A 21,190-nucleotide genomic window follows, 5' to 3' on the forward strand; every position below is an offset into this window, starting at 1 on the left:
GCGACCAGCCCGGGAGGCACGATTCATGAGTGAGCGAGCTCTGCGCGGCACGCGGCTCGTGGTGACCAGCTACGAGACGGACCGCGGCATCGACCTCGCGCCGCGTCAGGCGGTGGAGTACCAATGCCAGAACGGGCATCGGTTCGAGATGCCCTTCTCGGTCGAGGCCGAGATTCCTCCGGAATGGGAGTGCAAGGTCTGCGGCGCCCAGGCCTTGCTGGTTGACGGCGAGGGCCCGGAGGAGAAGAAGGGAAAGCCCGCACGAACGCACTGGGACATGCTGATGGAGCGGCGCACCCGCGAGGAGTTGGAAGAGGTGTTGGCCGAACGGCTCGCGGTTCTGCGCTCGGGGGCGATGAACATCGCCGTACATCCCCGGGACAGCCGCAAGTCCGCTTAGCGCGATCCGCCGATCGGCGGTTGCCACAAGCCCGAGAGAGGCCCGCGTCACCAAGTCGGTGACGCGGGCCTCTCGGCTTCCCCCGCCGCCACGGCCACGGCCCCGGCGGGACCGGACGAACCACCACCGCGTCGGGCCGGCACGCCGTCCGGCCGCCGCTCGGACGCGGTGGCGACCCCGGCGGACCGGCCGGACCAGAAGCCGGACCGGTAGGCCGTTCGGGGCCACGCGCCGGGAGCGGTCAGCGGCCCTGGTCGTCGCGGGGGGCGTCGCGCTCGCCGTCGCGAGGAGGCGCGTCGTCGCGGATGACCTCGCCCTGGACGGTGTGGTGGCCCTGGCGGCGGCGGGCCGCGTCGGTCGCCTGGCGGAAGGCCGGGCCGACGGGCCAGGTGTGGCGTTCCACCGAACGGGCGACGGAGCGGCGCATCAGGCGGGCGGTGGGCGGGAAGAGGCAGAGCAGCCCCAGCACGTCGGAGATCAGGCCGGGCACCATCAGCAGGAGGCCGCCCAGCATGGTGAGCACCCCACCGCCGGAGGACGAGGCGCCCTTGGGCTCGGGTTCACCCTTGGCCTGGGCCGCCAGCCGTTGCCAGGCGCGCCGCCCCGCGTGCCGGATCACCAGGGCGCCCACCACCACGCCGGCGGCCAGCAGCAGGAAGACGGTCAGCCCGCCGGCCGCCCGCCCCACCAGCGTCAGCAGCCAGATCTCCAGCAGGGCCAGCACGGCGACCGCCACGGGCACCAGCGCCAGCGGGCCGCGCCTGCGGCGGGTCGCGCGGGTGGCACCGGTGTGCCGGGCTCGGTACGGGTCAGGACTACCGGTTGTCATGGTGTAAGTGTGCCTGCCGTCGGAAGATTTTTCCGATGCGGGTGGCCACCCCCCAGGCGGTGACCCGCCAGAGCGCCTCGATCACGATGTCCCGGCTCATCTTGCTGTTGCCATGGGCACGTTCGACAAAGGTGATGGGCACCTCGACCACCCGATGACCGGTTCTGATCGCCCGGTGGGCGAGGTCCACCTGGAAGCAGTACCCCTGGGAGGCGACGTCGGTGAGGAAGGCGCCGTCCAGCACCTCGGCGCGGAACGCGCGGAAGCCGCCGGTGACATCGCGGATCGGGAGGCCGAGGACGATCCGGGAGTAGGCGCTGCCGCCCCGGGAGAGCAGTTGGCGGTAGCGCGGCCAGTTGACGATCCGGCCGCCGGGCACCCAGCGGGAGCCCAGCACCACATCCGCGCCCGCCAGCGCCGTCAGCAGCCGGGGCAGCTCCTCCGGCTGGTGGGACCCGTCGCCGTCCATCTCGACCAGCACCTCGTAGCCGCGTTCGAGGCCCCAGCGGAAGCCGGCCAGATAGGCGGCGCCCAGGCCCTCCTTGCCCGGCCGGTGCAGGACCTGGACGCCGGGGTCGGCGGCGGCCAGCTCGTCGGCGAGCTTCCCGGTGCCGTCCGGGCTGTTGTCGTCGGCGATCAGCAGATCGCACTCCGGCATGGTGGCCCGCAGGCGCTCCACCAGCGGTGGCAGGTTGTCCGCCTCGTTGTAGGTCGGGATGATCACCAGGACCCGGCCCAGCGGTGGGTGGACCCGCGCGCCGTCCCTCACCCGTTCACTCCTTCCGCTCCCCCGCGCCCTCCGCTTCGGCGCCGCCCTCCCCGGGGGCCGCCGTGCCCGCCCGGCGGCGGGCCAGCCGTGGTCCCGCGCCCGTCCAGGCCCAGGCCAGCAGGCCGCCGAAGGCCAGCGCCCACTCGGGGGCCGCGCCCACCCGGTCGGCGAGCGTCCGGTCGTCGCGCAGCGGGAGCTCGGCCACCAGGACGTCCTGGGTGAACTCCTCGGTGCGCTGCTCGATGGTGCCGTCGGGGGCGACCACGGCGCTGATGCCGCTGGTCGCCACGGTGACGATGGCCCGGCCGTGCTCCACGGCGCGCAGCTGGGACATGGCCAGTTGCTGTTCGGGCTGTCCGGTCCTGCCGTAGGTGGCGTTGTTGGTCTGCACGACGAGCGCGCGGGCGCCGTCGTTGACGGTGTCCCTGACGATGCCGTCGTAGGCCACCTCGAAGCAGATCACATCGCCGAGCCGGGCCGGGCCGACGTCCAGCACGCCGGAGCTCTCACCGGGCCAGAAGTCGCGCGGGACCCGGTCCAGGCGGGTGATCACCTTGCTCAGCTGGTCGCGGAAGGGCACGTACTCGCCGAACGGCACGGGGTGCTGCTTGGTGTACGAGTCGCCCGGGCCCGTCTCCGGGTCCCAGACGATGCCCTGGTTCTCGACGTAGCCCTCCCGGGTCGGGTGGTCGACCAGGGCGCCCACCAGGATGGGCACCCCGATGGCGCGGGCGGCCCGGTCGATCGCCGCGTACGCCTCGGGCCGGCGGTAGGGGTCGAGGTCGGAGGCGTTCTCCGGCCAGAGCACCAGGTCCGGCCGGTCGGCGCGGCCGGCGGCGACGTCGTCGGCCAGTTCGAGGGTGGCCTCCACATGGTTGTTGAGGATCATCATGGGCCGGCCCAGGAAGTCCATCCCGGCCTGCTGCACATTGCCCTGCACCACCGCGACCGTGACGGTGTCGGCGGCGGCCGTGGGCACCGGCACGGCGTAGCCGCCGGCGCCGACGGCCACGGCCAGGCCCGCGCCGCCCAGCGCGGGCAGGAAGGCGCGCGGGGCACGGCCGCCGGCGCGCCGCAGCGCCCACAGGCGCAGCGCCGCCCAGGCCAGCAGCGCGGCGGCGAGCGCGACCGCGAAGGTGACCAGCGGCGCGCCGCCGATGGCGGCCAGCGGCGTGAACGGGGTGCTGGTGTTGGCGAAGGCGAGCCGGCCCCAGGGGAAGCCGCCGAACGGGACGCGGTCGCGCGCCCACTCCTGGGCGACCCACAGGCAGGCGGCCCACAGCGGCCAGAGCCGCGTCCTGGCGGTCGCGGCGAGACCGGCGCCCAGCGGGACGAAGAACAGCGCCTCGATCACCGACAGGCCGACCGTGGCGTCCCAGCCGATCACCCGCAGCCAGCTGAGCAGGCCGAGGAAGAACGGCACACCCATGACGAAGCCCAGCCAGCCGCCTCGGCCCGCGCTGCGGCCCCGGGTGAGCAGCGAGAGCGCGGCCACCGCGAGCAGCGAGAGCGGCCAGATGTCGTAGGGCGGGAAGGCGGGCACGAGGGCGAGCCCGGCGAGGGCGGCGAGCAGGGTGGCCGGCCAGTCGTGTCGCAGCGCGGCGACCAGCCGCCGGAGCCGCCCGGGGCGGCGTGGCGACACGGGGGTGCGGGCCGGCGGCGGGTCGTCGGCCGGCTCGGCGGGCGCGACCGGCCCCGGGCTGGTCCCCGGGGGCTCGTCCGTCGCGGTCGTCTCTGGGCCCGATGGCACCACGGTCGTGGCCTCTCTGGAGAGCGGGCGATGATGAACGACCGTACCTCGAATGCCACGACGACCGATCACACGGTCCGGCTCGGGCGGGCGAGCCCGGCTGCGGATCGGGACCCGGCGCCCTTCGGTCCGACCCGGGACCCGCTGGCTGCGGGTCGACCGAAAGCCGTTGTCTACTGAGCGTCCGGGCCCCGCCCCGGGTCGCACCCGCCGGCCGGGCGAAACCTCCCGCCCCCGTGCCGCGGACACTGGACCTGGCTCCCGGTGGCGGAATGCCGGCGTGGCATCCGCCCTCTGGCCCAGCAGCGTTCGACGACTGCGCGAAGGAGCGCCGGCCGGACGTCCTGTGGTGGACCCGGCCGAACCTACCCGTTGCCGACCGCTGGCTGTCAACACACCTCTGACCTGCGTTTTCCCCTTAAAGCGGCTGGTCAGTGCGGAGCGGGGGCGCCCGTTCGACCGGCGGAGCACACGTCGTTCGGCGGTATCGTCTGCGGCGAGATCACTCGTTCAGCCGGTCGTACACGATCTGCCCGCCGACCACGGTGCGTTGGCACTCGGGGAGCGGCGTCCCCGGGCTCAGGTCGGGCAGCCCCGGGGTGCCGGACCTGGGGTCGGTCGACCAGCGGGCGACCCGGTCGTCGGGCGCCTGGACGAGGAGCTCCCCGGTGTGCCAGACCGCGTAGTCGGCCGGCGCGCCCGGCACCAGGACGCCGGCGTCGTCGCGGCCTACGGCCCGCCAGCCGCCCCTGGTGTGGGCGGTGAAGGCGGCCCGCACCGAGATCCGGTGCGCGGGGGTGCGGTGGTGGGCGGCGGCGCGCAGCGCGCCCCAGGGGTCGAGCGGCGTGACGGGGGCGTCGGAGCCGAAGGCGAGCGGCACCCCGGCCCGGGCCAGGGCGGCGAACGGGTTGAGGGCGGCGGCGCGTTCGGCGCCGAGCCGGGCGGCGTACATGCCGTCCTGGCCGCCCCAGGTGGCGTCGAAGGCGGGCTGGACGGACGCGGTCATCCCGAGGGCGGCCAGCTCGCCGATCAGCGCCTCGGTGAGCAGCTCGGCGTGCTCGACGCGGTGGCGCAGCCCCCGTACCCGGTCCAGGCCGACGCGTTTCGCGGCGGCGCGGGTGCCGCGCAGGACGGTGCCGACGGCCGCGTCGCCGATGGCGTGGAAGCCGGCCTGGAGGCCGGCCTCGGTGCAGACCGCGACATGGGTGGCGATCTCGTCCTCGGTGAGGTGGGCCAGACCGGTGCCGGGGGCGTCGGCGTAGGGCTGGCCGAGGTGGGCCGTGTGCGAGCCGAGGGAGCCGTCGGCGAAGAGGTCGCCGGCCGCGCCCAGGGCGCCGAGCTCGCGGACGCGTTGGACGTCCTTGGCGTCGGTGACGCGCTCCGCCCAGTAGCCGACGACGCGGGGCCCCGGCTCGGCCGAGGCGAGGGCCAGCAGCGCGACCAGGTCCTCCTCGCTGGAGATCTCGGGGCCGGCGCACTCGTGGAGGGCGCCGATGCCCTGGGCGGCGGCCCGGCGCCTGGCGGCGCGCTGGGCCTCGGCGCGCTGGCGTGGGGTGAGGGTGCCGTAGGCGGCGCGGCGCACCGCGTGGTGGGCGTCGCCGGTCAGCGGCTGGTCCTCGGCCCAGCCGGCGCGCCGGGTGACACCGGGGACCAGGTCGAGGAGGGCGGTGGTGGCCAGCGCCGAGTGCGCGTCGACACGCGAGAGGTAGAGCGGCCGGCCGCCGGCGGCGCGGTCGAGCTCGGCGCGTCCTGGCGCGCGGCGCTCGGGCCAGCGGGCGGCGTCCCAGCCGTGGCCGAGCAGCACCTCGTGGGCCGGCCGGCCTTCGGCGTGGGCGCTGACGGCGGCCAGGGCGGCGCCGAGGTCACCGGCCCCGCTCAGGTCGAGGCCGGTGAGGGCGAGCCCGGTCGCCGTGGTGTGCACATGGGCGTCCGTGAAGGCGGGGGTGACGAGGGAGCCCGCCAGGTCCACCGTCTCGTCGGCGAAGTCGGCGAGCGCGTCGGCCGCGGACTCGGAGCCGAGCCAGGCGACGCGGTCCCCGGTGACCAGCATGGCGGTGGCGAAGGGATCGGCCGGGCTGTGGATCTCGCCCCGGCGCAGCAGCACGGAGGCCGGGCGCGCGCCGGAGGTGGTGCGTTGGGTCATGGGCCCAAGTCTCCCGGTGCGCCGGGAGCGGGGGCGGCGCGGGGTCAGATCCGGGGCGGCCTGGCCTCGTAGGGGGTGGAGAGCACCACGGTGGTCCGGGTGGAGACGCCGGCCAGGGTGCGGATGCGGGCCAGCAGATGCTCCAGCTCGGCCGGGGCGGCGACCCGCACCTTGAGGATGTAGCTCTCGTCGCCCGCGACGCTGTGGCAGGCCTCGATCTCGGAGACCCCGGCGAGCCGGTCGGCGATGTCGTCGGGGGCGCTGGGGTCGAACGGCTTGACGGAGATGAACGCCGTCATCGGCAGCCCCACGGCGTCGGGGTCCACGATGGCCGCGTAGCCCCGGATGACGCCGCGCTGCTCCAGGCGACGCACCCGTTGGTGGACGGCGGACGTGGACAGGCCGGTGGCCTTGCCCAGGTCGGTGTAGCTCATCCGCCCGTCCCTGACGAGCAGTTCCACGATGCGCCGGTCCAGTTCCTCCACGATTCCGTAACCTACCCGTACCGTCGGTCGGGTGCCGCACCGTGGGGCGCGTACGGTGGTCGGACGGCACACCCGTTCGTCTCCGAACTGTGATGAAGACCACAAACGCCACTCCAGGGCGTCTCGGGGTCGCACGATTATCCGCCGATCGCCACGGGCAATTCTTGCAGTGGCCGATATCCGTGCCGCCCAAGGGGGATGTATGCACCGGCTTCAGCCACCCAGACGTGCCACCCACCGCACCGCATTGACGATCCTTGAGGAGACCGACCAGGAAATGGGAGACGAGCAACGCCCCGAAGGGCTCGACGACCTGGCGGAGGTGGAGGCGCTGCGGGTGGTCTGCCCGGAGTGCAACCGCCCCATCGCGCTGGGCGCGCACGACGAGCCGCTGCCGCGGCACGCGCTCTGCTCCACGCCGTTCAACCCGTTCGGGCTGACGGTCTGTCCGGGCTCGGGCCTTGAGCCCAACGAGGCCGGCTGGGTCGCTCAGGTGGCGCTGCCCTCGGTGGGCGACGCGCTGACGCTGGCCGCGCTCCCCGAGGGCCTCGACTGGCGCCTCCAGCCGTTCTCGCACGCCGCGGGGCCGGCCCCGGCGCTGCGGCAGGCCGCCTGAGGCGCCAGCCGCCGGCGCCGGGGAGCCGCGTTCACCGAGCGGGCGCCTCCGCGTCCTTGAGCAACTCGCGGGCGATGACCAACCGTTGGATCTGGTTGGTCCCCTCGACGATCTGGAGCACCTTTGCCTCGCGCAGATAGCGCTCGGCCGGGTAGTCGGCGCTGTAGCCGTAACCGCCCATCAGCTGCACCGCGTCCACGGTGACCCGCATCGCCGTGTCCGTGCAGAACAGCTTGGCCATCGCGGCCTGGGCCGTGAACGGCGCGCCCGTGTCGCGCAGCCGGGCGGCGGCCAGACAGAGGGCGCGGCCGGCCTCGATCTGGGTGGCCAGCTCGGCCAGCAGGAACCTGGTGCCCTGGAAGTCGGCGATCGGCCGGCCGAACTGCCGGCGGCGCGCGGTGAAGGCCGCCGCCTCCTCCCAGGCCGCCCGCGCCAGGCCGACGGCGCAGGCGGCGATGCCGAGACGCCCGGCGTCCAGGGCGTCCAGGGCGATGGACAGGCCGCGCCCCAGCTCCCCGAGGCGGCGTTCGTCCGGGATCCGCACCCCGTCGAAGTGCAGTTGGGTGGTGGGCGACCCGGAGAGCCCCATCTTGCGCTCGGGGAGCGCCGCGGTGAGCCCCGCGGCGTCGCCGGGCACCAGGAACGCGGTGATGCCCTTGGGCCCCTGCTCGCCCGTGCGGGCCAGCACGGTGTAGAAGTCGGCGATCCCGCCGTGGGTGATCCACGCCTTGGTGCCGCTGATGACCCAGTCGTCGCCGTCCCGCACCGCCCGGGTGCGCAGGCTCGCCGCGTCCGATCCCGCGGTCGGCTCCGACAGGCAGTAGCCGCCCAGCAGTTGGCCCTCCAGCATGGCGGGCAGCCAGGCGTCCCGCTGGCCGGGCTCGCCGAAGCTGGCCAGCGCGTGGCAGGCGAGGGTGTGCACGCTGACGCCCATGCCGACGGTCAGCCGGGCCGCGGCCAGCTCCTCCAGGACCCGCAGATAGACCTCGTAGGGCTGGTCGCCGCCGCCGTACTCGGACGGGTAGGGCAGGGCGAGGAGCCCGAGGCGGGACAGCTTCGCGAAGGTCGCCCGGGGGAAGACCCCGGCCGCCTCCTCGTCCGCGGCGGGCGGATGGATCTCCTTGGTCGCGAACTCCCGGGCCAGGCCCAGCAGTTCGCCGGCCTCATCGGTGAGCCCGGTGGGGCGGGTGAGCCCGGTGAGCGGACCGGCTGGGCCGTTCCGAGTGGTGGTGGCCATGACTCCTCCATGCGTGGCGGGTACGAGTGGCCCGCCGATCCCCTCGCTCCGGCGGTGGCCGGTGGGCGAGCGGGTGGCGATCAACGAATGGGTGGTGCGCTGCCGCGCGCTACCCGGGGCAGCCGGGGTCCTCGGCGTCCACCGAGAGCGGTGCCCCCTGGGGGACCATATAGGTGGCGTAGAGCACCACCGGCTCGTCGCCGAGGTTGCGCCCCACATGGACATGCCCGGGGCCGTGCGGTTCGACGAACGAGTCGCCCGCGTGGGACACCTCGACCGTGCAGTCCTCCAGGGTGCGGGTGAGGGTGCCGGAGGCGATCACGGCCAGCAGCGGCCCGTCGTGGTAGTGCCAGCCGGTGGAGCCGCCGGGCTCGATGGTGATCACGCGCTGCACCACGTCCGTCGGGCCCTCCGCCTCGATCCGCACCCCGTGCGGCGCGACGCCCTCGGCCAGCGTCTCGGACTGCACCCGCTGTTGCCCGCCCGAGCCGGCGACGGACGCGGAGGGGAACGCGACCAGTACTAAGGGCCCGGCCAGCGCGGCGAAGGTGCCGGCCCGCCTGATGGGACGTCCGCCCCGCATCAACATCCCCCTCCACGCCCCGTCGACTGCCCACGCTCGTCCATCTGTTCCGCCTCTCTGAAAAGGGTCCGAACCCGCTGGGGTCGGAAAACGTCTCGCCTCGGTAGGCCGATCATGCCCAGCGCCCAACGCGCCAACGCGCGCCCCCTGGCACACCTGTTCAACCCCCCGTCGGCCGGCGTGCGCCCGGCGCCTTCCGGACGCCGAGGGTGTGCGCCAGCACGGTGCGGATCAGGTCGAGATCGGGCTCGGTGCCGCCCAGCAGGATGCTCGCGCAGAGCCCGTCGGCGGCGGCGACCATCGCCTCGACCGCCACCGGGTCCTCGCTCTGGCTCCGCCCGATCTCCGCCACCAGCTCCCGCCAGTCGCGCGCGGCCGGGCGCAGCGCCGGCCGCCGGGCGGCCAGCGTGGACAGCTCGCGCTCGGCGAAGCAGCGGGTGCGTTCCGTGGCGCCGGCGGCGATGAACGCGGCCAGCCCGTCGAGCGGGTCGCCTGGCCCGTCGATGATGGCCCGCAGCTCGCGGGTGTAGTCGTCGGCGACGGTGGTCAGGGCGGCCACCAACAGGTCGTCGATGGAGGCGAAGTGGTAGGTGGTCAGGCTGGTCGGCACGCCCGCCTCGCGGGCCACCGAGCGGTGGGTGACCCCGGCGGCGCCGTCCCGGCGCACCACACGCAGCGTGGCCTCGATGATCTCGGCCCGGCGCCGTTCGCCCCTGGCCCTCCGACCGTCGACCGCGGCGGGCCCTTGGGCCTCCGCGCCACGCTTGCCCGCATCTGCCACCTCTGCCACCTCCGGCCCTCCCGCCCGCGCCCGACGCTCCAGGCCGGCGCCGGCCAGGACAGGGTAGGCGATCTCGGCGGGGGGCGATGCCACGCGCGGGGGCGGCCATAAGGGCGCGTCAGGCGGACGTGCGCTCCGGCGCGTCCGCCGGGGCGGTCGACACCGGGTCCGGCTCCTCGCCAGCGACCGGGGCGGTCGCGCCGACCGCGCCGACATGCCGCAGGGTGACGGCGGCCAGGACCGCCAGGGCCAGGATGGCGAGCCCGGCGACGGCGGCGCTGACGTTGAGCCCCGAGGTGAACGCCTCCCGCGCCTGGTCCAACAGGCCGGCGGACAGCCGCTCCTGGTGGGCGACGGCGCCCGCGAGCCCGTCGCGCACCGCTTCCGCCGCTCCCGGATCGAGGCCGGCCGGGAGCTGGTCGTCGAGCCGCGCGCGGTAGACGGCGAGGGAGAGCGGGCCGAAGACGGCGACGCCGACCGCGACGCCGAGTTCCTGGACGGTCTCGGACATCGCGGAGGCGGAGCCCGCCTTCTCCGGTGGCGCCGCGCCGACCACCAGATCGGTGCCGAGCGCGGCGACGGCCCCGAGCCCCAGATACACCAGGGAGAAGCCGGCCACCACGGCGCCCACCCCGTCCGCGCCGTCCACCAGGGCGAGCAGCAGATAGCCGGCGGAGGAGAGCGCGAGGGTGCCGGCGACCACCTGTCCGGGGCGCACCCGCCGGGCGAGCAGCGGCGCGCCGATGGCGGCGAGCAGCATCGCCAGGGCGGGCGGCCCCATCCACCCGCCGGCGGCCAACGGGCCGAGTCCGGCGACCAGTTGCAGGTACTGGGTGACCAGGAAGAGCACCCCGCCGACGCCCACGAGGCCGACCAGCAGCACGGCGAGGGCGGCGCCCAGCGCCCGGCTGGCGAACAGACTCATGTCCAACAGCGGTTCATCGAGCGCGTGTTGACGGCGGACGAAGAGAACACCCGAGCCCAGGCCGATCAACAGCACCAGCGGGGTGAGCGGTTCGACGCCGTGGGCGGCGGACTGCTTGACCGCGTAGACGATTGGCAGGATGGCGGCCAGCGAGAGGACGACGCTGGCCGGGTCGAGGCGACCGGCGCGCGGGTCCCGGTACTCCGGCAGCAGGAACGGCGCGGCCAGCACCGTGACGCCGACCAGGGGCACCGCGAGCAGGAAGGCCGAGCCCCACCAGTAGCGGTCCAGGAGCAGCCCGCCGGCCAGCGGTCCCGCGACCATGCCCAGGGCGAAGCTGGTCGCCCAGACGCCGATGGCCAGGGCCCGTTGACGCGGGTCGGGGAACATGGTGCTGACCAGCGCCAACGTGGAGGGCATCAGGGTGGCGCCGGCGATCCCGAGCGCCGCGCGGGCGGCGATCAGCGCCTCGGGGCTGGTCGCGTAGGCGGCGAGCACGGAGGCGGCGGCGAAGGCGACCGCGCCGATCATCAGCAGCCGGCGGCGGCCGATCCGGTCCCCCAGGGTGCCCATGGTGATGAGGAAACCGGCGATCAGGAAGCCGTAGACGTCCATGATCCACAGCGACTGGGTGCCGCTGGGGCGCAGGTCCTCGGCGAGCGCGGGCAGCGCCAGGTAGAGCACGGTGACATCGAGGCCGAGCAGCAGCGTGGGCAGGGTGAGGAGGGCGAGTCCCGCCCACTCCCTCCGTCCGGCCCGCCGCGCGGGCGGGGTGTCCATGGCATCTCCCTCGACTGGTTCCGGGCATGGCGACCCGGGCTCCACACAACTGGACAATCGTCCAACTTGGACTATAGTCCAATTACTTTGGGGGATGCCGCACCGGGCGGGAAGGAACCGCCACCGCGCCCGTTCAGCCGGCGCGCTCGCGGAGGTAGGCGCCGAAGCCCTCGGCTCCGTCGACGATGCGCGGGCCGCTGATCGCCTCGTTGTAGTCCAGGATGTGGAACGCGTCGTCCTTGATCGCGGTCACCTCGGCGAGGGCGGGCGAGGAGCGCAGGAAGGCGATCTTCTCCTCGGCCGGCTGGTCGCCGTAGTCGAGGATGACGATCACCTCGGGGTCCGCCTCGATGACGGACTCCCAACCGACCGACGTCCAGCGCTCGGTGAGGTCGGAGTAGATGTTGCGCCCGCCGGCGATCTCGAAGATCTCCTGCGGCGGGGCCTGGTTGCCCGAGGTGAACGGCTGGTCGGTGCCCGAGTCGTAGAGGAAGACCCGGGGCGGCGTGCCCTCGGGGGCGGCCCGGCGCACCTCCTCGACCCGCTCGCGCAGTTCGGCGACGACGCTCTCGGCGCGCTCCTCGACGCCGAAGATGGCGCCCAGGCGTTCCAGGTCCAGATAGAGCCCCTCGAACGGGCCGACCTCCAGCGGGTGGTTCGGGTAGTTGTAGCAGGTCTCGCTGTGCGGATAGCTCTGGATGCCCAGGCCGTCCAGGATCTCCGGCGTGATCCCCCGCTCGTCGCTGAACCCGGACTGCCAACCCGCGACCACCAGATCCGCCCGCGCGTCCACCACCAGTTCGCGGTTGAGCAGATCGTCGCTGAGCATCTCGACCCGGGCGTACTCGGCCGCCCAGGGCGACTCCTCGACCGGCGGGTTGGCCGGCGGCATCACATAGCCGTGGACGGCGTCGGTCAGGCCGAGCGCGAACAACTTGTCGGCGCTGCCCGCCTCGTAGACCACGGCGCGCTCGGGGCGGCGGTACTCCACCTCCTCGCCGCAGCGCTCGACGGTCGCGGTCGCCGCGGCGGCGCCGTCGTCGTCGGTGACCTCGGCCCCGCAGCCGCCGAGCAGGAGGACGAGGGCGACGGTGGGCGGCAGGGCGGTACGGGCACGGCGTGCGGTCATGGCGTGATTCCTCGCGTGTTTCCTCGGTCGGCGATCGGGAGGCGTGGGGGGCTTGGGGGAGCTGGCGGGTGCGGGGGGTCCTGGGGGTCGGGTTCGGGGAGCGAGTAGAGGAGTTGGGGATCGCCGGTCAGCGGATGCGGCACCACGGTCGCGTGGACGCCGAAGACCTCAAGGACCCGCTCCTCGGTGAGCACCTCGGCCGGCGTGCCGACCGCGACCAGCGCGCCGTCGGCGAGGACGCCGATCCGGTCGCAGACGGCCGCCGCGAGGTTCAGGTCGTGCAGCACCACCAGCACGGTGAGGGCGGGGTCGCGCAGCAGGCCGAGCAGCGCGAGCTGGTGCCGGATGTCGAGGTGGTTGGTCGGCTCGTCCAACACCAGCACCTCCGCCTCCTGCACCAACGCCCGAGCGGCCAGGACGCGTTGACGTTCCCCGCCGGAGAGGGTGAGCACCCCGCGCGCGGCCAGGTGGGCCACGTCCAGGCGGCGCATCGCGGACTGGCAGAGGGCGCGTTCCCTGGCGCTCAGCGGCCGGTTGCCGCGCAGGTGCGGGGTGCGGCCGAGGGCCACGACCTCCTCGACCGTGAAGTCCAGCTCGGTGCCGTTCTCCTGGGTGAGCGCGGCGACGGCGCGCGCGCCCTCCCGGGGGCGGAGGTCGGCCAGCCGCCGGTCGTCGAGCCAGACGGCGCCCCCGGTCGGGGCCAGGGCGCGGTAGACGCAGCGCAGCGCCGTGGACTTGCCGCTGCCGTTGGGGCCGACGAGCCCCACCACCTCGCCGGGGCCGACGTCCAGGGAGAGCGCCCGCACCAGGGCGGCGTCCCCCATCTCGACGGAGACGGAGTCCAGTCGCAGACGCATCTCACCGGCCCCCGAAGAGATAGCCGCGCCGCCGCATCAGCGTCACGAAGACGGGCACGCCCACCAGCGCGGTGATGACGCCGAGGGGAAGTTCGCGCGGGGCGGCGACGGTTCGGGCGAGCAGATCGGCCCAGACCATGAAGACCGCCCCGACCAGGGGCGCGACCAGCAGCACCCGGCGGTGCCCGGCCCCCACCACGATGCGCACCAGATGCGGCACGATCAGCCCGACGAACCCGATGGCGCCGCTGACCGCCACGATCGCGCCGGTCATCAGCGAGGTCAGCACGAAGAGCCCCCGACGCAGCGCGGTGGCGTCGATACCGAGGCTGACGGCGGTCTCGTCGCCGAGGGCGAGCACGTCGAGCGATCCGCTGAACCGGTGCAGCAGCACGATGCCGACGAGCACCACGGACGCCACGACGGGCAGCGAACCCCAGGTGGCGGCGCCGAACCCGCCCATCGTCCAGAACAGCACGGTGTGGGTGGCCTCGCCGTCGGGCGCCAGATAGACGAGCACGCTCATCAGCGCCTGGAACCCGTAGGCCAGGGCGACCCCCGTCAGCACCAGGCGCAGCGGGGTCAGCCCCGCCCGGCTGTAGGAGGCCAGATACACCAACACCGAGGCGCCCAGCGCGCCGACGAACGCCCCCGTCGAGAGGGCGTAGACCCCGAAGGAGCCGAAGAGGCCCAGGGTCAGCACGGAGACCGCGCCGACGGAGGCGCCGGAGGAGATGCCGAGCACGAAGGGGTCGGCCAGGGCGTTGCGCACCAGGGCCTGGACGGCCACCCCGACCGCGCCGAGCCCGGCGCCGACCACCACCGCGAGCAGCACCCGGGGCGTGCGCACCTGCCAGACGATCTGGTAGCGGGTCACCTCGTCCGCCGCGATGGAGCCCCCGCTGGTCGCCGCCCAGAGGTAACGGGCGGTGTCGGGCGGCGAGATCACGGTGGGACCCAGACCGATGGCGACCAGCACCGAGCCAACCAGGAGGAGCGCGAGCGGCAGCACGGCGGGGGCCGCCCGGTGACGCGGCGACCAGTTGGCCGACCGCGGGTGAGGGGCCGCGCGGACCCGTGGTGAGTGCATGACGACGCACCCTAAGCGAACTGGTAATCATTTTCAATTTTTATGCTGGGAGCCCCGCGCACCACCCCCGCCGCCGCCCCCGTCGCCGGTCAGCGGGCTTCGGCGGTCCGCAACGTCTGGATGCGGACCGCCCGGGAGCCGGTGTGCGCGTCCCTGCCGTGCCAGCAGCGGTAGTTGTCGAGCAGCAGGATCTCCCCCGGGGCCAGCGCGAAGCGCGGCAGCGCCTCGGCCGACCGCCGCACCCGCGCGGCGAACCGCTCCAACATCACGCGGGTGCGTTCGCCCTCCGGGTCCCGGTGGAGCGGGGTGGCCCCCTCTCCGCACCTGACCACCCGGCGGCCGGCCCGGGTGAACTCGATGTGCCGGGCGACACGCGGCACCGCGGGCAGCCCGCGCAACCCGGCCCAGGCACCGTAGAGATCGACGTCGACGGTGCGCAGGAACTCGTGCAACTCCGCGTCCTCGGCGGGGAGTCGATCGACGAAGCGGTAGGCGTCCAGCACCATGGACCCGCCGCCGGACGGCGCCGGAACGACACTCTGCACCAGGACGTGGTCCTCGTCGGGATGGCGACGGCGCGCGGGCACACCGCCGATGTCGACCACGAAGTCCAGGCCGTCGGCGTGGAGTTGGACGGGGCCACCGTCCTGCGAACGCCGCACGCGCTGCGGATACAGCTCCCGCAGCCCTGCGCCGAGCACCGAGGCCGCCGCGACCACCAGGGCGTCGGCGGTGGGTTCGAGTCCGGTGAGGACGACGGCGCCGTCGCGGGCCAGCGCGCGCCGGGCGCGGTCGGGCTCCGTCGGAGCGACGCGGTCGGGCAGGACGCCGAGATCGGCGAGGGGCGGTGCGGTGGACACGGGAGTCCTCTCGGTCGGCGCGGTGCCGCTCCACGGGGACACCGCGGGGAGGGCGCGCGCGCCGAACAGGCGGGACGGCCGTCGGGCTACGCCACCCGGGCCACTATACGCACACGGGAATCATTGTCATCAAGGAGACGCCCGCTGTCAGGCGAAGCGGTCGGGGTCGCCGGCGCCCCGGCGCACGATCTCCGGCTCGCCCTGCGAGAAGTCGACCACGGTGGTGGGCACCGTCCCGCAGTCCCCCGAGTCGAGCACGGCGTCCACGACATGGTCGAGCCGCTCCTTGATCTCCCAGCCCTGGGTCAACGGCTCCTCCTGGTCCGGCAGCAGGAGGGTGCTGGAGAGCAGCGGCTCGTCCAGCGCGGCGAGCAGCGCCTGGGCGACCGGGTGTTCGGGAATCCGCACGCCGATGGTGCGCCGCTTGGGGTGCAGCAGGCGGCGCGGCGCCTCCTTGGTGGCCGGCAGGATGAAGGTGTAACTGCCGGGCGTCGCGGCCCGCACCGCGCGGAACACCGTGTTGTCTATCCGCGCGAACTGGCCCAGCTGCGCGAAGTCCCGGCAGACCAGGGTGAAGTGGTGGCGACTGTCGAGCTGCCTGATGGCACGGATCCGGTCGACGCCCCGGCTGTCGCCCGGCCGACAGCCGAGGGCGAAGCAGGAGTCCGTGGGGTAGACGATGAGCCCTCCGTCGCTGAGGATCCGAACCGCCTGGTCGATCACACGGCGCTGTGGGTTCTCCGGGTGCACGTCGAAGTATTTCGCCATGCGCCTGAGCTTAGGTGAGCCCACCCGGTGGGGCGCCGGGTGGGCGTGGTGCCGCGCTGGGGCGATCCGGCTCAGCTCGGCAGCAGCCTGATGGTCGCCTCCCGCGCCGGGCCGGCGACCATCGGGTCGACGTACTGGCTGCCGTACCGCTGGTACTTGGTGCGGTAGGCGGCGTCGATCGCCTCGTTGGCGGCCGGGTCGGTCTCCTCGGCGAAACGGACGTCCCGGTCGACCCCGCCGGCCTGGACGTGTCCCTCGCCCCGCGCCCTGGTGGTCTGGAACCAGACGCCGCCGCGTCCCCGGTAGGAGCGGACGAAGAGGTCGTCTCCGTGCCGCACCACCCAGATCGTCACCGGGCCGTGCGGGGTGCCGTCGTCGCGCAGCGGGGCGATCTCCAACTCGTCCGCGGTGCCGATCGTGTCCAACTCGTCGCTCGTCCAGGTCGCCATCCGCGCTCTCCCTCGGGTCAGATCCGTGCCGATGTGGCTCCCCCAAACATCGGCCACTCCCCCTCCCGACTGGAGTGCGGGCGTCCCCGCCGGCGGCCGAATGGCGGTGAGGAGGAGGGAACGTAAGGGCGTTCGGGGTAGCTCCGGCGTGGTGAGCGGGGTCCGAACCGCGCCATGATGTCCGGCATGTCGACACTGCTACACCTGGATTCCTCGGCCCGGGGGAAGGCCTCGGAGTCGCGGGCCATCACCGCGGCCTTCGCCTCGGCGTTCCGCACCGCGCACCCGGACAACGTGGTGCTCCGCCGTGACCTGCACACGGACCCGCCGCCCCATCTGCCCGAAGCCGGCCTGCACTGGGCCCCCGGGCTCCGGGAGGCGGGCGAGCGGCCGGGGTGGGCCGCCGAGGAGGCGCAACGGCGTCTCGTCAACGAACTGCTCGCGGCTGACGTGCTGTTGATCGGGTTCCCGCTCTACAACTACGGGCTGCCCTCAACCCTCAAGGCGTGGCTCGACCATGTGCATGTCCCGGGGTGGACCGCCCCTTCGGCGATCTCGGGCGCCCCGCTGGCGGGGCGCCCCGTGGTGCTGGCCACGGCGCGGGGCGGCGAGTACGGCACCCGCGGCGTGAACAGGCAGCGCGATCACGCGACCCCCGTGATGGAGCTGGTGCTCGGCGAGGAGATGGGGATGTCCGTCACGGTGATCGCGGCCAACCTGACCCTGGCCAACCGGACGCCCGCCCTCGCCCGCCATACCGAACGCGCCGCCCGCGAGCTGAGGGGAGCGCTGTCGCTCGCCGTCGAGCTCGGCGGGCGGCTCGGCTCCGGCCGGCCGTAGGCCGCCGGACGCTGCCGGCCGGTCAGGCCGCCTCGTCGAGGAGCCGGCGGTGCTCGGCCGGCAGCTCAAGGGCGACGCCGGCGAACGCCTCGTCCAGTTGCTCGGGGCGGCTGACGCCGACCACGGGGACGAGGGGCGGCCGGCCGCCGGTCAGCCAGGCCAGGACGACCTGGTTACGGGTCGCCCCGAGGTCCTCGGCCACCCGCTCCAGGGCGGCCAACCGCCGCGTGTTGCCGGGGTGTTCGAAGTCCTCGCCCAGTGGGCGGTCGGTCCTGGCGTAGAAGCCGTTCAGCAGGACGCTGTACACCCACAGGCTCAGCTCGGGCTCGCTCTCGACATAGTCGAGGGTCTCGTCCGTGACCCAGCCGAACCGGTGCGGCAGCGAGGGCACGCCGGGGCGGGGCCTGAGGTAGGAGTGGCGCAGTTGCAGCGCGGTGTACCCGGCCCAGCCGCGCCGCTCGGCGATCCCCCGGGAGCGCTCCACCCGCCACAGCGGGTGGTTGGAGGCGCCGATCCTGGCGACCGTCCCGTCGGCGACCAGCCCGGCGAGCGCCTCGGCCGTCTCCTCAAGGGCGACGCCCCGGTCCTCCATATGGGTCCAGTAGAGGTCGATCCGGTCGGTGCCGAGCCGGCGGAGGCTGCCCCGCACGGCGGCACCGACCACGTTGCCCGACAGGCCCTGGCGGTTGGCGGGCCACTCCCCCTGGCCGTGCGGCTGGGCCCCCACCTTGGTGCTCAGGTACACCCGGTCGCGCATGCCGGGCCGGGCCGCCAGCCACCGGCCGATGACCTCCTCGCTCTCCCCGCCCCGGCCGTCCGGTTCGTTCCAGAAGGTGTAGCAGTCGGCGGTGTCGATCAACGTGCCGCCGGCGTCCACGAACCGGTCCAGCAGGTCGAACGCCGTCGAGGCGTCCGTCCTGGTGCCGAAGTGCATGGTGCCGAGCGCGAGCCGCGCCGTGGCCGCTGTCCCTGTTGGCATGGGATCTCCCCCTGTACAAGCGCTTCCCCGCGCTTTCGGCGATTCGTTGACGACCAGCACGGTTCACCGCGGTTCACCGCTGTTCCCGTGCTGTCGGTCAGCATCGCCGTTGAAGCGCGCTCCAGGGCAAGCCGTGGCGGGACGGGGCGGGATCAGGCCCGGCGGCGGCGGGCCGCGCGGCACAGCGCGGCCCCGCCCAGCAGCGCGCCGCAGCCGACGGCGGGCAGCCAGAGCCAGGAGGTGGCGGGCGTGGACGCCGAGACGCCGGCCAACACCCAGGCCGCGTTGCCTGGCAGCGTGCCGAGCGCGGTCGCCGCCGCGAACGGCGCCCAGCCCACCCGGGCGACGGCGGCGCCCAGGTTGACCGCGGCGAAGGGCACCACCGGCAACAGGCGCGCCAACAGCACCCCGCGGAACGGCCGTTCGGACAGCCGCCGTTCGACGCCGGCCAGCACGCGTGTCCGTGTCATCGGGCCCAGCGCGTCGCGGCCGAGGAAGCGGCCGGCGGCGAAGCCGAGCAGCGCCCCCAGCACGGTGCCGGCGACGGTCAGCGACAGGCCGTAGCCGGCGCCGAAGAGCGCGCCGGCGGCGGCGCTCAGCGCCGGCTTGGGCACAAAGGCCGTCGTCCCCAGCGCGTAGAGGGCGACGAAGAGCGGCCCGGCCCACACCGTCGAGCCGAGCGTGGCGGGCTCGGCGCGCGCCAGCCGGTCCACGCCGAGCAGCGTCGCGGCGGCCCAGGCGCCGGCCACCAGCAGGACCAACAGCAGCAGTCGCCCCCAGGGCGACAGCAGGGCCGCCACGACGACCCCGGCCACCGAACGCGAGGGGCGGACCAGCGGCTCGCCACGCACCGCTCCCTCTCCCCGCACGGCGCCAACTCTAGTGCGGCGTCGGGCGGGCTCGTCGCCATGGTGCTGGTCACCGACGAGTTGGGCGTCGGAGCCGGCCTGCTGCGGCTGGTCCTGACGGCCGCCGGTATTCGCTCTGCGACCGGCTCGGTAAAGGCGGCTCCGCACTTTCTTCTGACTTCTCTTTCGGCATATAGAACAGCAGGCTTTCCTGGCCCTTCCCTCAGGCTTTCGCTGTGACAGCCACGTAACCGATATCGAGTACCGGCCGGCTTCGATTGGAATTTCCCCCCACCTCTCACTATCGTTCGATCCCGTACCTGACCGAGGGACCAACTCACAGCGATAACGGGGAAACAGCAATGCGCGCACGTATACGACTCATCGCTTCGGTAGCCGCGGCGCGGCCTGTCTGGCACTCACCGGCTGCGGCGACGACAACGACGGCGGGGGCGACGGGGGCCTCGACGGCTCGGGCTCCGGGGGTGCCAACGGGGACACGGACGGTCCCGACGACCGGCCCGACCCGGGCGAGGCCAACCCCGAGTGGCTCGCCATCTGGGCGTCCGACGGAGCCGAGCTGATCACCAGCACGGAAGGCGTCCTGTACGGAAACTACCGGACCCAGGAAATCTGCCGCTCAAGCATGGCGGTCGAGGGCAGCCTCGACTGGCAGCCGTTCCTGTTCACCTGCGACTCGGGAAGTGCGCGGAGCGGCACCCTTCGGCTCGCCGGGGAAGCCATGACGCTCGAATGGGACAACGCCCCGCACGAGGAATTCACGAGGAGCGTCGACCTCGCGGGCGAGGATGTGGATCTCGACGCGTACGAGGCCGATATTCTCAGCTGATTCATCGCGCCGGGAATGGTTCCGGCTGACTCGCCCCCGGGAAATGCGGCAGCAGCCCTCGGGGAAAGGGCCCGTCCACCGAGATCGCCCGCCGTTGCCGTTGCCGGGCAATGGCGGGCGGTCCCGGTGGCGGCCGGGTCAGTTCGTGACGGCCCAGGCGTGGTGGAGCCGGTTGACGGCGCTCTCGTTGCGCACGGTCAGCGTCAGGTCGGTGCCGCTGCCCTCGATCGCGTAGAGGGAGTACCAGTCGTGGTCGGGCCGGTTGGTGTGCTTGCCGCCGAGGGCCGGCCAGTAGACGGCGCCCATGCCCTCGGCGCGCACGGTGTCGGTGGCCGCCCGCAGATAGCGGACGAAGTTGTCGTCGCTGTCGGGGTGGTCGTAGTCCCTGCCGTCGTCCAGCGGGGCGCCGAACTCGTCCAGCACGGTGCGCGAACCGCAGTCGCCGATGCGGGAGTCGAAGGTGTCGCGCCACTGGTCGTAGCTCATCTCCGCGAACTGGAACGCGTAGAGATGGAGCGAGAGATAGGTGCCGTCGAGCCGGCTGTCGGCGCACACGGCGGTGACGTCGCCGTTGTAGCCGTGTCCGCTGACGAGGATCCGCTCCCTGGGGACCGACGGGCGGTCCTCGATCCAGGCGGCGGCGATATCGGCCCACTCCGCCGGGGTATAGGCATACGGTTCGTTCATGGGCTCGAAGTGCACCCGTCCGTCGTCGCCCCAGCGTTCGACGACGGCGTCCCACAGCGCGTTGTAGCCGGCCAGGTCGTCGATCCGGCCGTTGGCCGAGGCGCCCTCCCACAGGGAGATGATCACGTTGAGGCCGCTCTCCGACGCGGCATCGATGGCTCCCGCATAGGAGTCGCCCCAGGTCGTGCCGGGGTAGGAGTCGAAGTTGATCGGAAGCCGAACGGTGTTGGCGCCGACAGTGCTCTGGAACTGGTCGTAGACCACGCTCGCCTTGGCCTTGACGGTGTCGTAGTCGTCGGATTCGCTCAGCCCCTCGGGCACCACGGGGCCGTCGGTGAAGTTGTCGCCCGGCGCGGCCCAGTTGACACCGCGGAAGTCGGCCGCGGCCTGCGGCGCCGGCTCCGCCGCCCGGTCGGCCGCGGTGACCTGGCCTGCGGACGACAGGGCGACGAGCGAGCCGGCGACGGCCACGGAGAGCGTCACCGAGAGGGAACGGCGGGGATGGCGGGAACGGAACGGGGGCATGACCGGCCTT

At 73.8% G+C, this 21,190-nt stretch carries 22 protein-coding genes; 4 read left to right on the forward strand and 18 right to left on the reverse strand.

Features of this window, described 5'->3' with window-relative positions:
* Positions 1-25 precede the first annotated feature (25 nt).
* Positions 26-400, forward strand: a complete 375-nt coding sequence (locus K4G22_RS00875) for an RNA polymerase-binding protein RbpA (RefSeq protein WP_062215891.1) — start codon at positions 26-28, stop codon at positions 398-400.
* 241 nt (positions 401-641) lie between these two features.
* Here K4G22_RS00875 and fxsA read toward each other — a convergent pair whose 3' ends face one another.
* The 5 genes from fxsA to K4G22_RS00900 form a co-directional block, all read right to left on the reverse strand.
* A complete protein-coding gene (fxsA, locus tag K4G22_RS00880) occupies positions 642-1,229 on the reverse strand; it encodes an FxsA family membrane protein (RefSeq protein ID WP_228077645.1) in 588 nt (195 codons plus the stop codon).
* Complete coding sequence (locus K4G22_RS00885; RefSeq protein ID WP_228077646.1) at positions 1,216-1,998, reverse strand: polyprenol monophosphomannose synthase; 783 nt, start codon at positions 1,996-1,998, stop codon at positions 1,216-1,218. The genes fxsA and K4G22_RS00885 overlap by 14 nt, the downstream gene beginning before the upstream one ends.
* A gap of 4 nt (positions 1,999-2,002) precedes the next feature.
* The gene (gene lnt, locus K4G22_RS00890) at positions 2,003-3,748 is read right to left on the reverse strand and encodes an apolipoprotein N-acyltransferase (RefSeq protein WP_425336579.1); all 1,746 of its coding nucleotides are present in this window, start codon (positions 3,746-3,748) and stop codon (positions 2,003-2,005) included.
* 502 nt (positions 3,749-4,250) lie between these two features.
* Positions 4,251-5,891 (reverse strand): amidohydrolase, encoded by a 1,641-nt coding sequence (locus K4G22_RS00895; protein ID WP_228077647.1) that lies wholly within the window; start codon positions 5,889-5,891, stop codon positions 4,251-4,253.
* Positions 5,892-5,935: 44 nt separating this feature from the next.
* Positions 5,936-6,376, reverse strand: a complete 441-nt coding sequence (locus tag K4G22_RS00900; RefSeq protein ID WP_228077648.1) for an Lrp/AsnC family transcriptional regulator — start codon at positions 6,374-6,376, stop codon at positions 5,936-5,938.
* 202 nt (positions 6,377-6,578) lie between these two features.
* Here K4G22_RS00900 and K4G22_RS00905 point away from each other — a divergent pair, with 202 nt between their 5' ends.
* Positions 6,579-6,992: a hypothetical protein gene (locus tag K4G22_RS00905; RefSeq protein ID WP_228077649.1), complete on the forward strand. Its 414-nt coding sequence runs from the start codon at positions 6,579-6,581 to the stop codon at positions 6,990-6,992.
* 31 nt (positions 6,993-7,023) lie between these two features.
* Here the strand turns inward: K4G22_RS00905 and K4G22_RS00910 are convergent, their stop codons facing one another.
* From K4G22_RS00910 to K4G22_RS00955, 10 genes are all read right to left on the reverse strand, one after another.
* Positions 7,024-8,229: an acyl-CoA dehydrogenase family protein gene (locus K4G22_RS00910; RefSeq protein ID WP_228077650.1), complete on the reverse strand. Its 1,206-nt coding sequence runs from the start codon at positions 8,227-8,229 to the stop codon at positions 7,024-7,026.
* A gap of 109 nt (positions 8,230-8,338) precedes the next feature.
* Positions 8,339-8,812 (reverse strand): cupin domain-containing protein, encoded by a 474-nt coding sequence (locus tag K4G22_RS00915; protein WP_228077651.1) that lies wholly within the window; start codon positions 8,810-8,812, stop codon positions 8,339-8,341.
* Between the two features lie 160 nt (positions 8,813-8,972).
* Positions 8,973-9,602 carry a TetR/AcrR family transcriptional regulator gene (locus tag K4G22_RS00920; RefSeq protein WP_228077652.1) on the reverse strand — a complete coding sequence of 210 codons (630 nt, stop codon included), beginning with the start codon at positions 9,600-9,602 and terminating at the stop codon, positions 8,973-8,975.
* A gap of 109 nt (positions 9,603-9,711) precedes the next feature.
* Positions 9,712-11,298: an MFS transporter gene (locus K4G22_RS00925; RefSeq protein ID WP_228077653.1), complete on the reverse strand. Its 1,587-nt coding sequence runs from the start codon at positions 11,296-11,298 to the stop codon at positions 9,712-9,714.
* Between the two features lie 133 nt (positions 11,299-11,431).
* The gene (locus tag K4G22_RS00930; RefSeq protein ID WP_228077654.1) at positions 11,432-12,427 is read right to left on the reverse strand and encodes an ABC transporter substrate-binding protein; all 996 of its coding nucleotides are present in this window, start codon (positions 12,425-12,427) and stop codon (positions 11,432-11,434) included.
* Entirely contained in the window at positions 12,424-13,284 is an 861-nt protein-coding gene (locus tag K4G22_RS00935) for an ABC transporter ATP-binding protein (RefSeq protein WP_228077655.1), read from the reverse strand. Before K4G22_RS00935 ends, K4G22_RS00930 begins: the two co-directional genes overlap by 4 nt.
* A 1-nt stretch (position 13,285) precedes the next feature.
* Positions 13,286-14,374 (reverse strand): FecCD family ABC transporter permease, encoded by a 1,089-nt coding sequence (locus tag K4G22_RS00940; RefSeq protein ID WP_228077656.1) that lies wholly within the window; start codon positions 14,372-14,374, stop codon positions 13,286-13,288.
* Positions 14,375-14,463: 89 nt separating this feature from the next.
* Positions 14,464-15,234 carry a TauD/TfdA family dioxygenase gene (locus tag K4G22_RS00945; protein WP_228077657.1) on the reverse strand — a complete coding sequence of 257 codons (771 nt, stop codon included), beginning with the start codon at positions 15,232-15,234 and terminating at the stop codon, positions 14,464-14,466.
* 147 nt (positions 15,235-15,381) lie between these two features.
* Positions 15,382-16,002: an L-threonylcarbamoyladenylate synthase gene (locus K4G22_RS00950; RefSeq protein ID WP_228077658.1), complete on the reverse strand. Its 621-nt coding sequence runs from the start codon at positions 16,000-16,002 to the stop codon at positions 15,382-15,384.
* Between the two features lie 71 nt (positions 16,003-16,073).
* Positions 16,074-16,451: a DUF2255 family protein gene (locus K4G22_RS00955; protein WP_228077659.1), complete on the reverse strand. Its 378-nt coding sequence runs from the start codon at positions 16,449-16,451 to the stop codon at positions 16,074-16,076.
* Between the two features lie 186 nt (positions 16,452-16,637).
* On the opposite strand from K4G22_RS00955, the gene K4G22_RS00960 reads away from it, so the two are divergent.
* Positions 16,638-17,291 carry an FMN-dependent NADH-azoreductase gene (locus tag K4G22_RS00960; RefSeq protein WP_228077660.1) on the forward strand — a complete coding sequence of 218 codons (654 nt, stop codon included), beginning with the start codon at positions 16,638-16,640 and terminating at the stop codon, positions 17,289-17,291.
* Between the two features lie 22 nt (positions 17,292-17,313).
* On the opposite strand, the gene K4G22_RS00965 is transcribed toward K4G22_RS00960, so the two are convergent.
* Positions 17,314-18,270, reverse strand: coding sequence for an aldo/keto reductase (locus K4G22_RS00965; RefSeq protein ID WP_228077661.1), 957 nt, complete (start codon positions 18,268-18,270; stop codon positions 17,314-17,316).
* 152 nt (positions 18,271-18,422) lie between these two features.
* On the reverse strand, positions 18,423-19,139 hold the full coding sequence (locus K4G22_RS00970) for a TVP38/TMEM64 family protein (RefSeq protein WP_228077662.1): 717 nt from the start codon (positions 19,137-19,139) through the stop codon (positions 18,423-18,425).
* A 625-nt stretch (positions 19,140-19,764) separates the two neighbouring features.
* Here K4G22_RS00970 and K4G22_RS00975 point away from each other — a divergent pair.
* Positions 19,765-19,968, forward strand: coding sequence for a hypothetical protein (locus tag K4G22_RS00975; protein WP_228077663.1), 204 nt, complete (start codon positions 19,765-19,767; stop codon positions 19,966-19,968).
* A gap of 138 nt (positions 19,969-20,106) precedes the next feature.
* Here the strand turns inward: K4G22_RS00975 and K4G22_RS00980 are convergent, their stop codons facing one another.
* Positions 20,107-21,180 carry a glycoside hydrolase family 5 protein gene (locus K4G22_RS00980; protein ID WP_228077664.1) on the reverse strand — a complete coding sequence of 358 codons (1,074 nt, stop codon included), beginning with the start codon at positions 21,178-21,180 and terminating at the stop codon, positions 20,107-20,109.
* Between the last annotated feature and the right edge of the window lie 10 nt (positions 21,181-21,190).

It is taken from the genome of Streptomyces profundus (assembly GCF_020740535.1).
Lineage (GTDB): Bacteria > Actinomycetota > Actinomycetes > Streptomycetales > Streptomycetaceae > Streptomyces > Streptomyces profundus.

What these genes read in the sequence shown, in the direction of transcription:
- K4G22_RS00950 (WP_228077658.1), bottom strand. Translation starts at nt 16,002, where the DNA reads ATGGCGAAATACTTCGACGTGCACCCGGAGAACCCACAGCGCCGTGTG.
- K4G22_RS00940 (WP_228077656.1), bottom strand. Translation starts at nt 14,374, where the DNA reads ATGCACTCACCACGGGTCCGCGCGGCCCCTCACCCGCGGTCGGCCAAC.
- K4G22_RS00905 (WP_228077649.1), top strand. Translation starts at nt 6,579, where the DNA reads ATGCACCGGCTTCAGCCACCCAGACGTGCCACCCACCGCACCGCATTG.
- K4G22_RS00975 (WP_228077663.1), top strand. Translation starts at nt 19,765, where the DNA reads ATGGCGGTCGAGGGCAGCCTCGACTGGCAGCCGTTCCTGTTCACCTGC.
- fxsA (WP_228077645.1), bottom strand. Translation starts at nt 1,229, where the DNA reads ATGACAACCGGTAGTCCTGACCCGTACCGAGCCCGGCACACCGGTGCC.
- K4G22_RS00930 (WP_228077654.1), bottom strand. Translation starts at nt 12,427, where the DNA reads ATGACCGCACGCCGTGCCCGTACCGCCCTGCCGCCCACCGTCGCCCTC.
- K4G22_RS00915 (WP_228077651.1), bottom strand. Translation starts at nt 8,812, where the DNA reads ATGCGGGGCGGACGTCCCATCAGGCGGGCCGGCACCTTCGCCGCGCTG.
- K4G22_RS00875 (WP_062215891.1), top strand. Translation starts at nt 26, where the DNA reads ATGAGTGAGCGAGCTCTGCGCGGCACGCGGCTCGTGGTGACCAGCTAC.
- K4G22_RS00955 (WP_228077659.1), bottom strand. Translation starts at nt 16,451, where the DNA reads ATGGCGACCTGGACGAGCGACGAGTTGGACACGATCGGCACCGCGGAC.
- K4G22_RS00960 (WP_228077660.1), top strand. Translation starts at nt 16,638, where the DNA reads ATGTCGACACTGCTACACCTGGATTCCTCGGCCCGGGGGAAGGCCTCG.
- K4G22_RS00910 (WP_228077650.1), bottom strand. Translation starts at nt 8,229, where the DNA reads ATGGCCACCACCACTCGGAACGGCCCAGCCGGTCCGCTCACCGGGCTC.
- K4G22_RS00895 (WP_228077647.1), bottom strand. Translation starts at nt 5,891, where the DNA reads ATGACCCAACGCACCACCTCCGGCGCGCGCCCGGCCTCCGTGCTGCTG.
- K4G22_RS00965 (WP_228077661.1), bottom strand. Translation starts at nt 18,270, where the DNA reads ATGCCAACAGGGACAGCGGCCACGGCGCGGCTCGCGCTCGGCACCATG.
- K4G22_RS00980 (WP_228077664.1), bottom strand. Translation starts at nt 21,180, where the DNA reads ATGCCCCCGTTCCGTTCCCGCCATCCCCGCCGTTCCCTCTCGGTGACG.
- K4G22_RS00935 (WP_228077655.1), bottom strand. Translation starts at nt 13,284, where the DNA reads ATGCGTCTGCGACTGGACTCCGTCTCCGTCGAGATGGGGGACGCCGCC.
- K4G22_RS00925 (WP_228077653.1), bottom strand. Translation starts at nt 11,298, where the DNA reads ATGGACACCCCGCCCGCGCGGCGGGCCGGACGGAGGGAGTGGGCGGGA.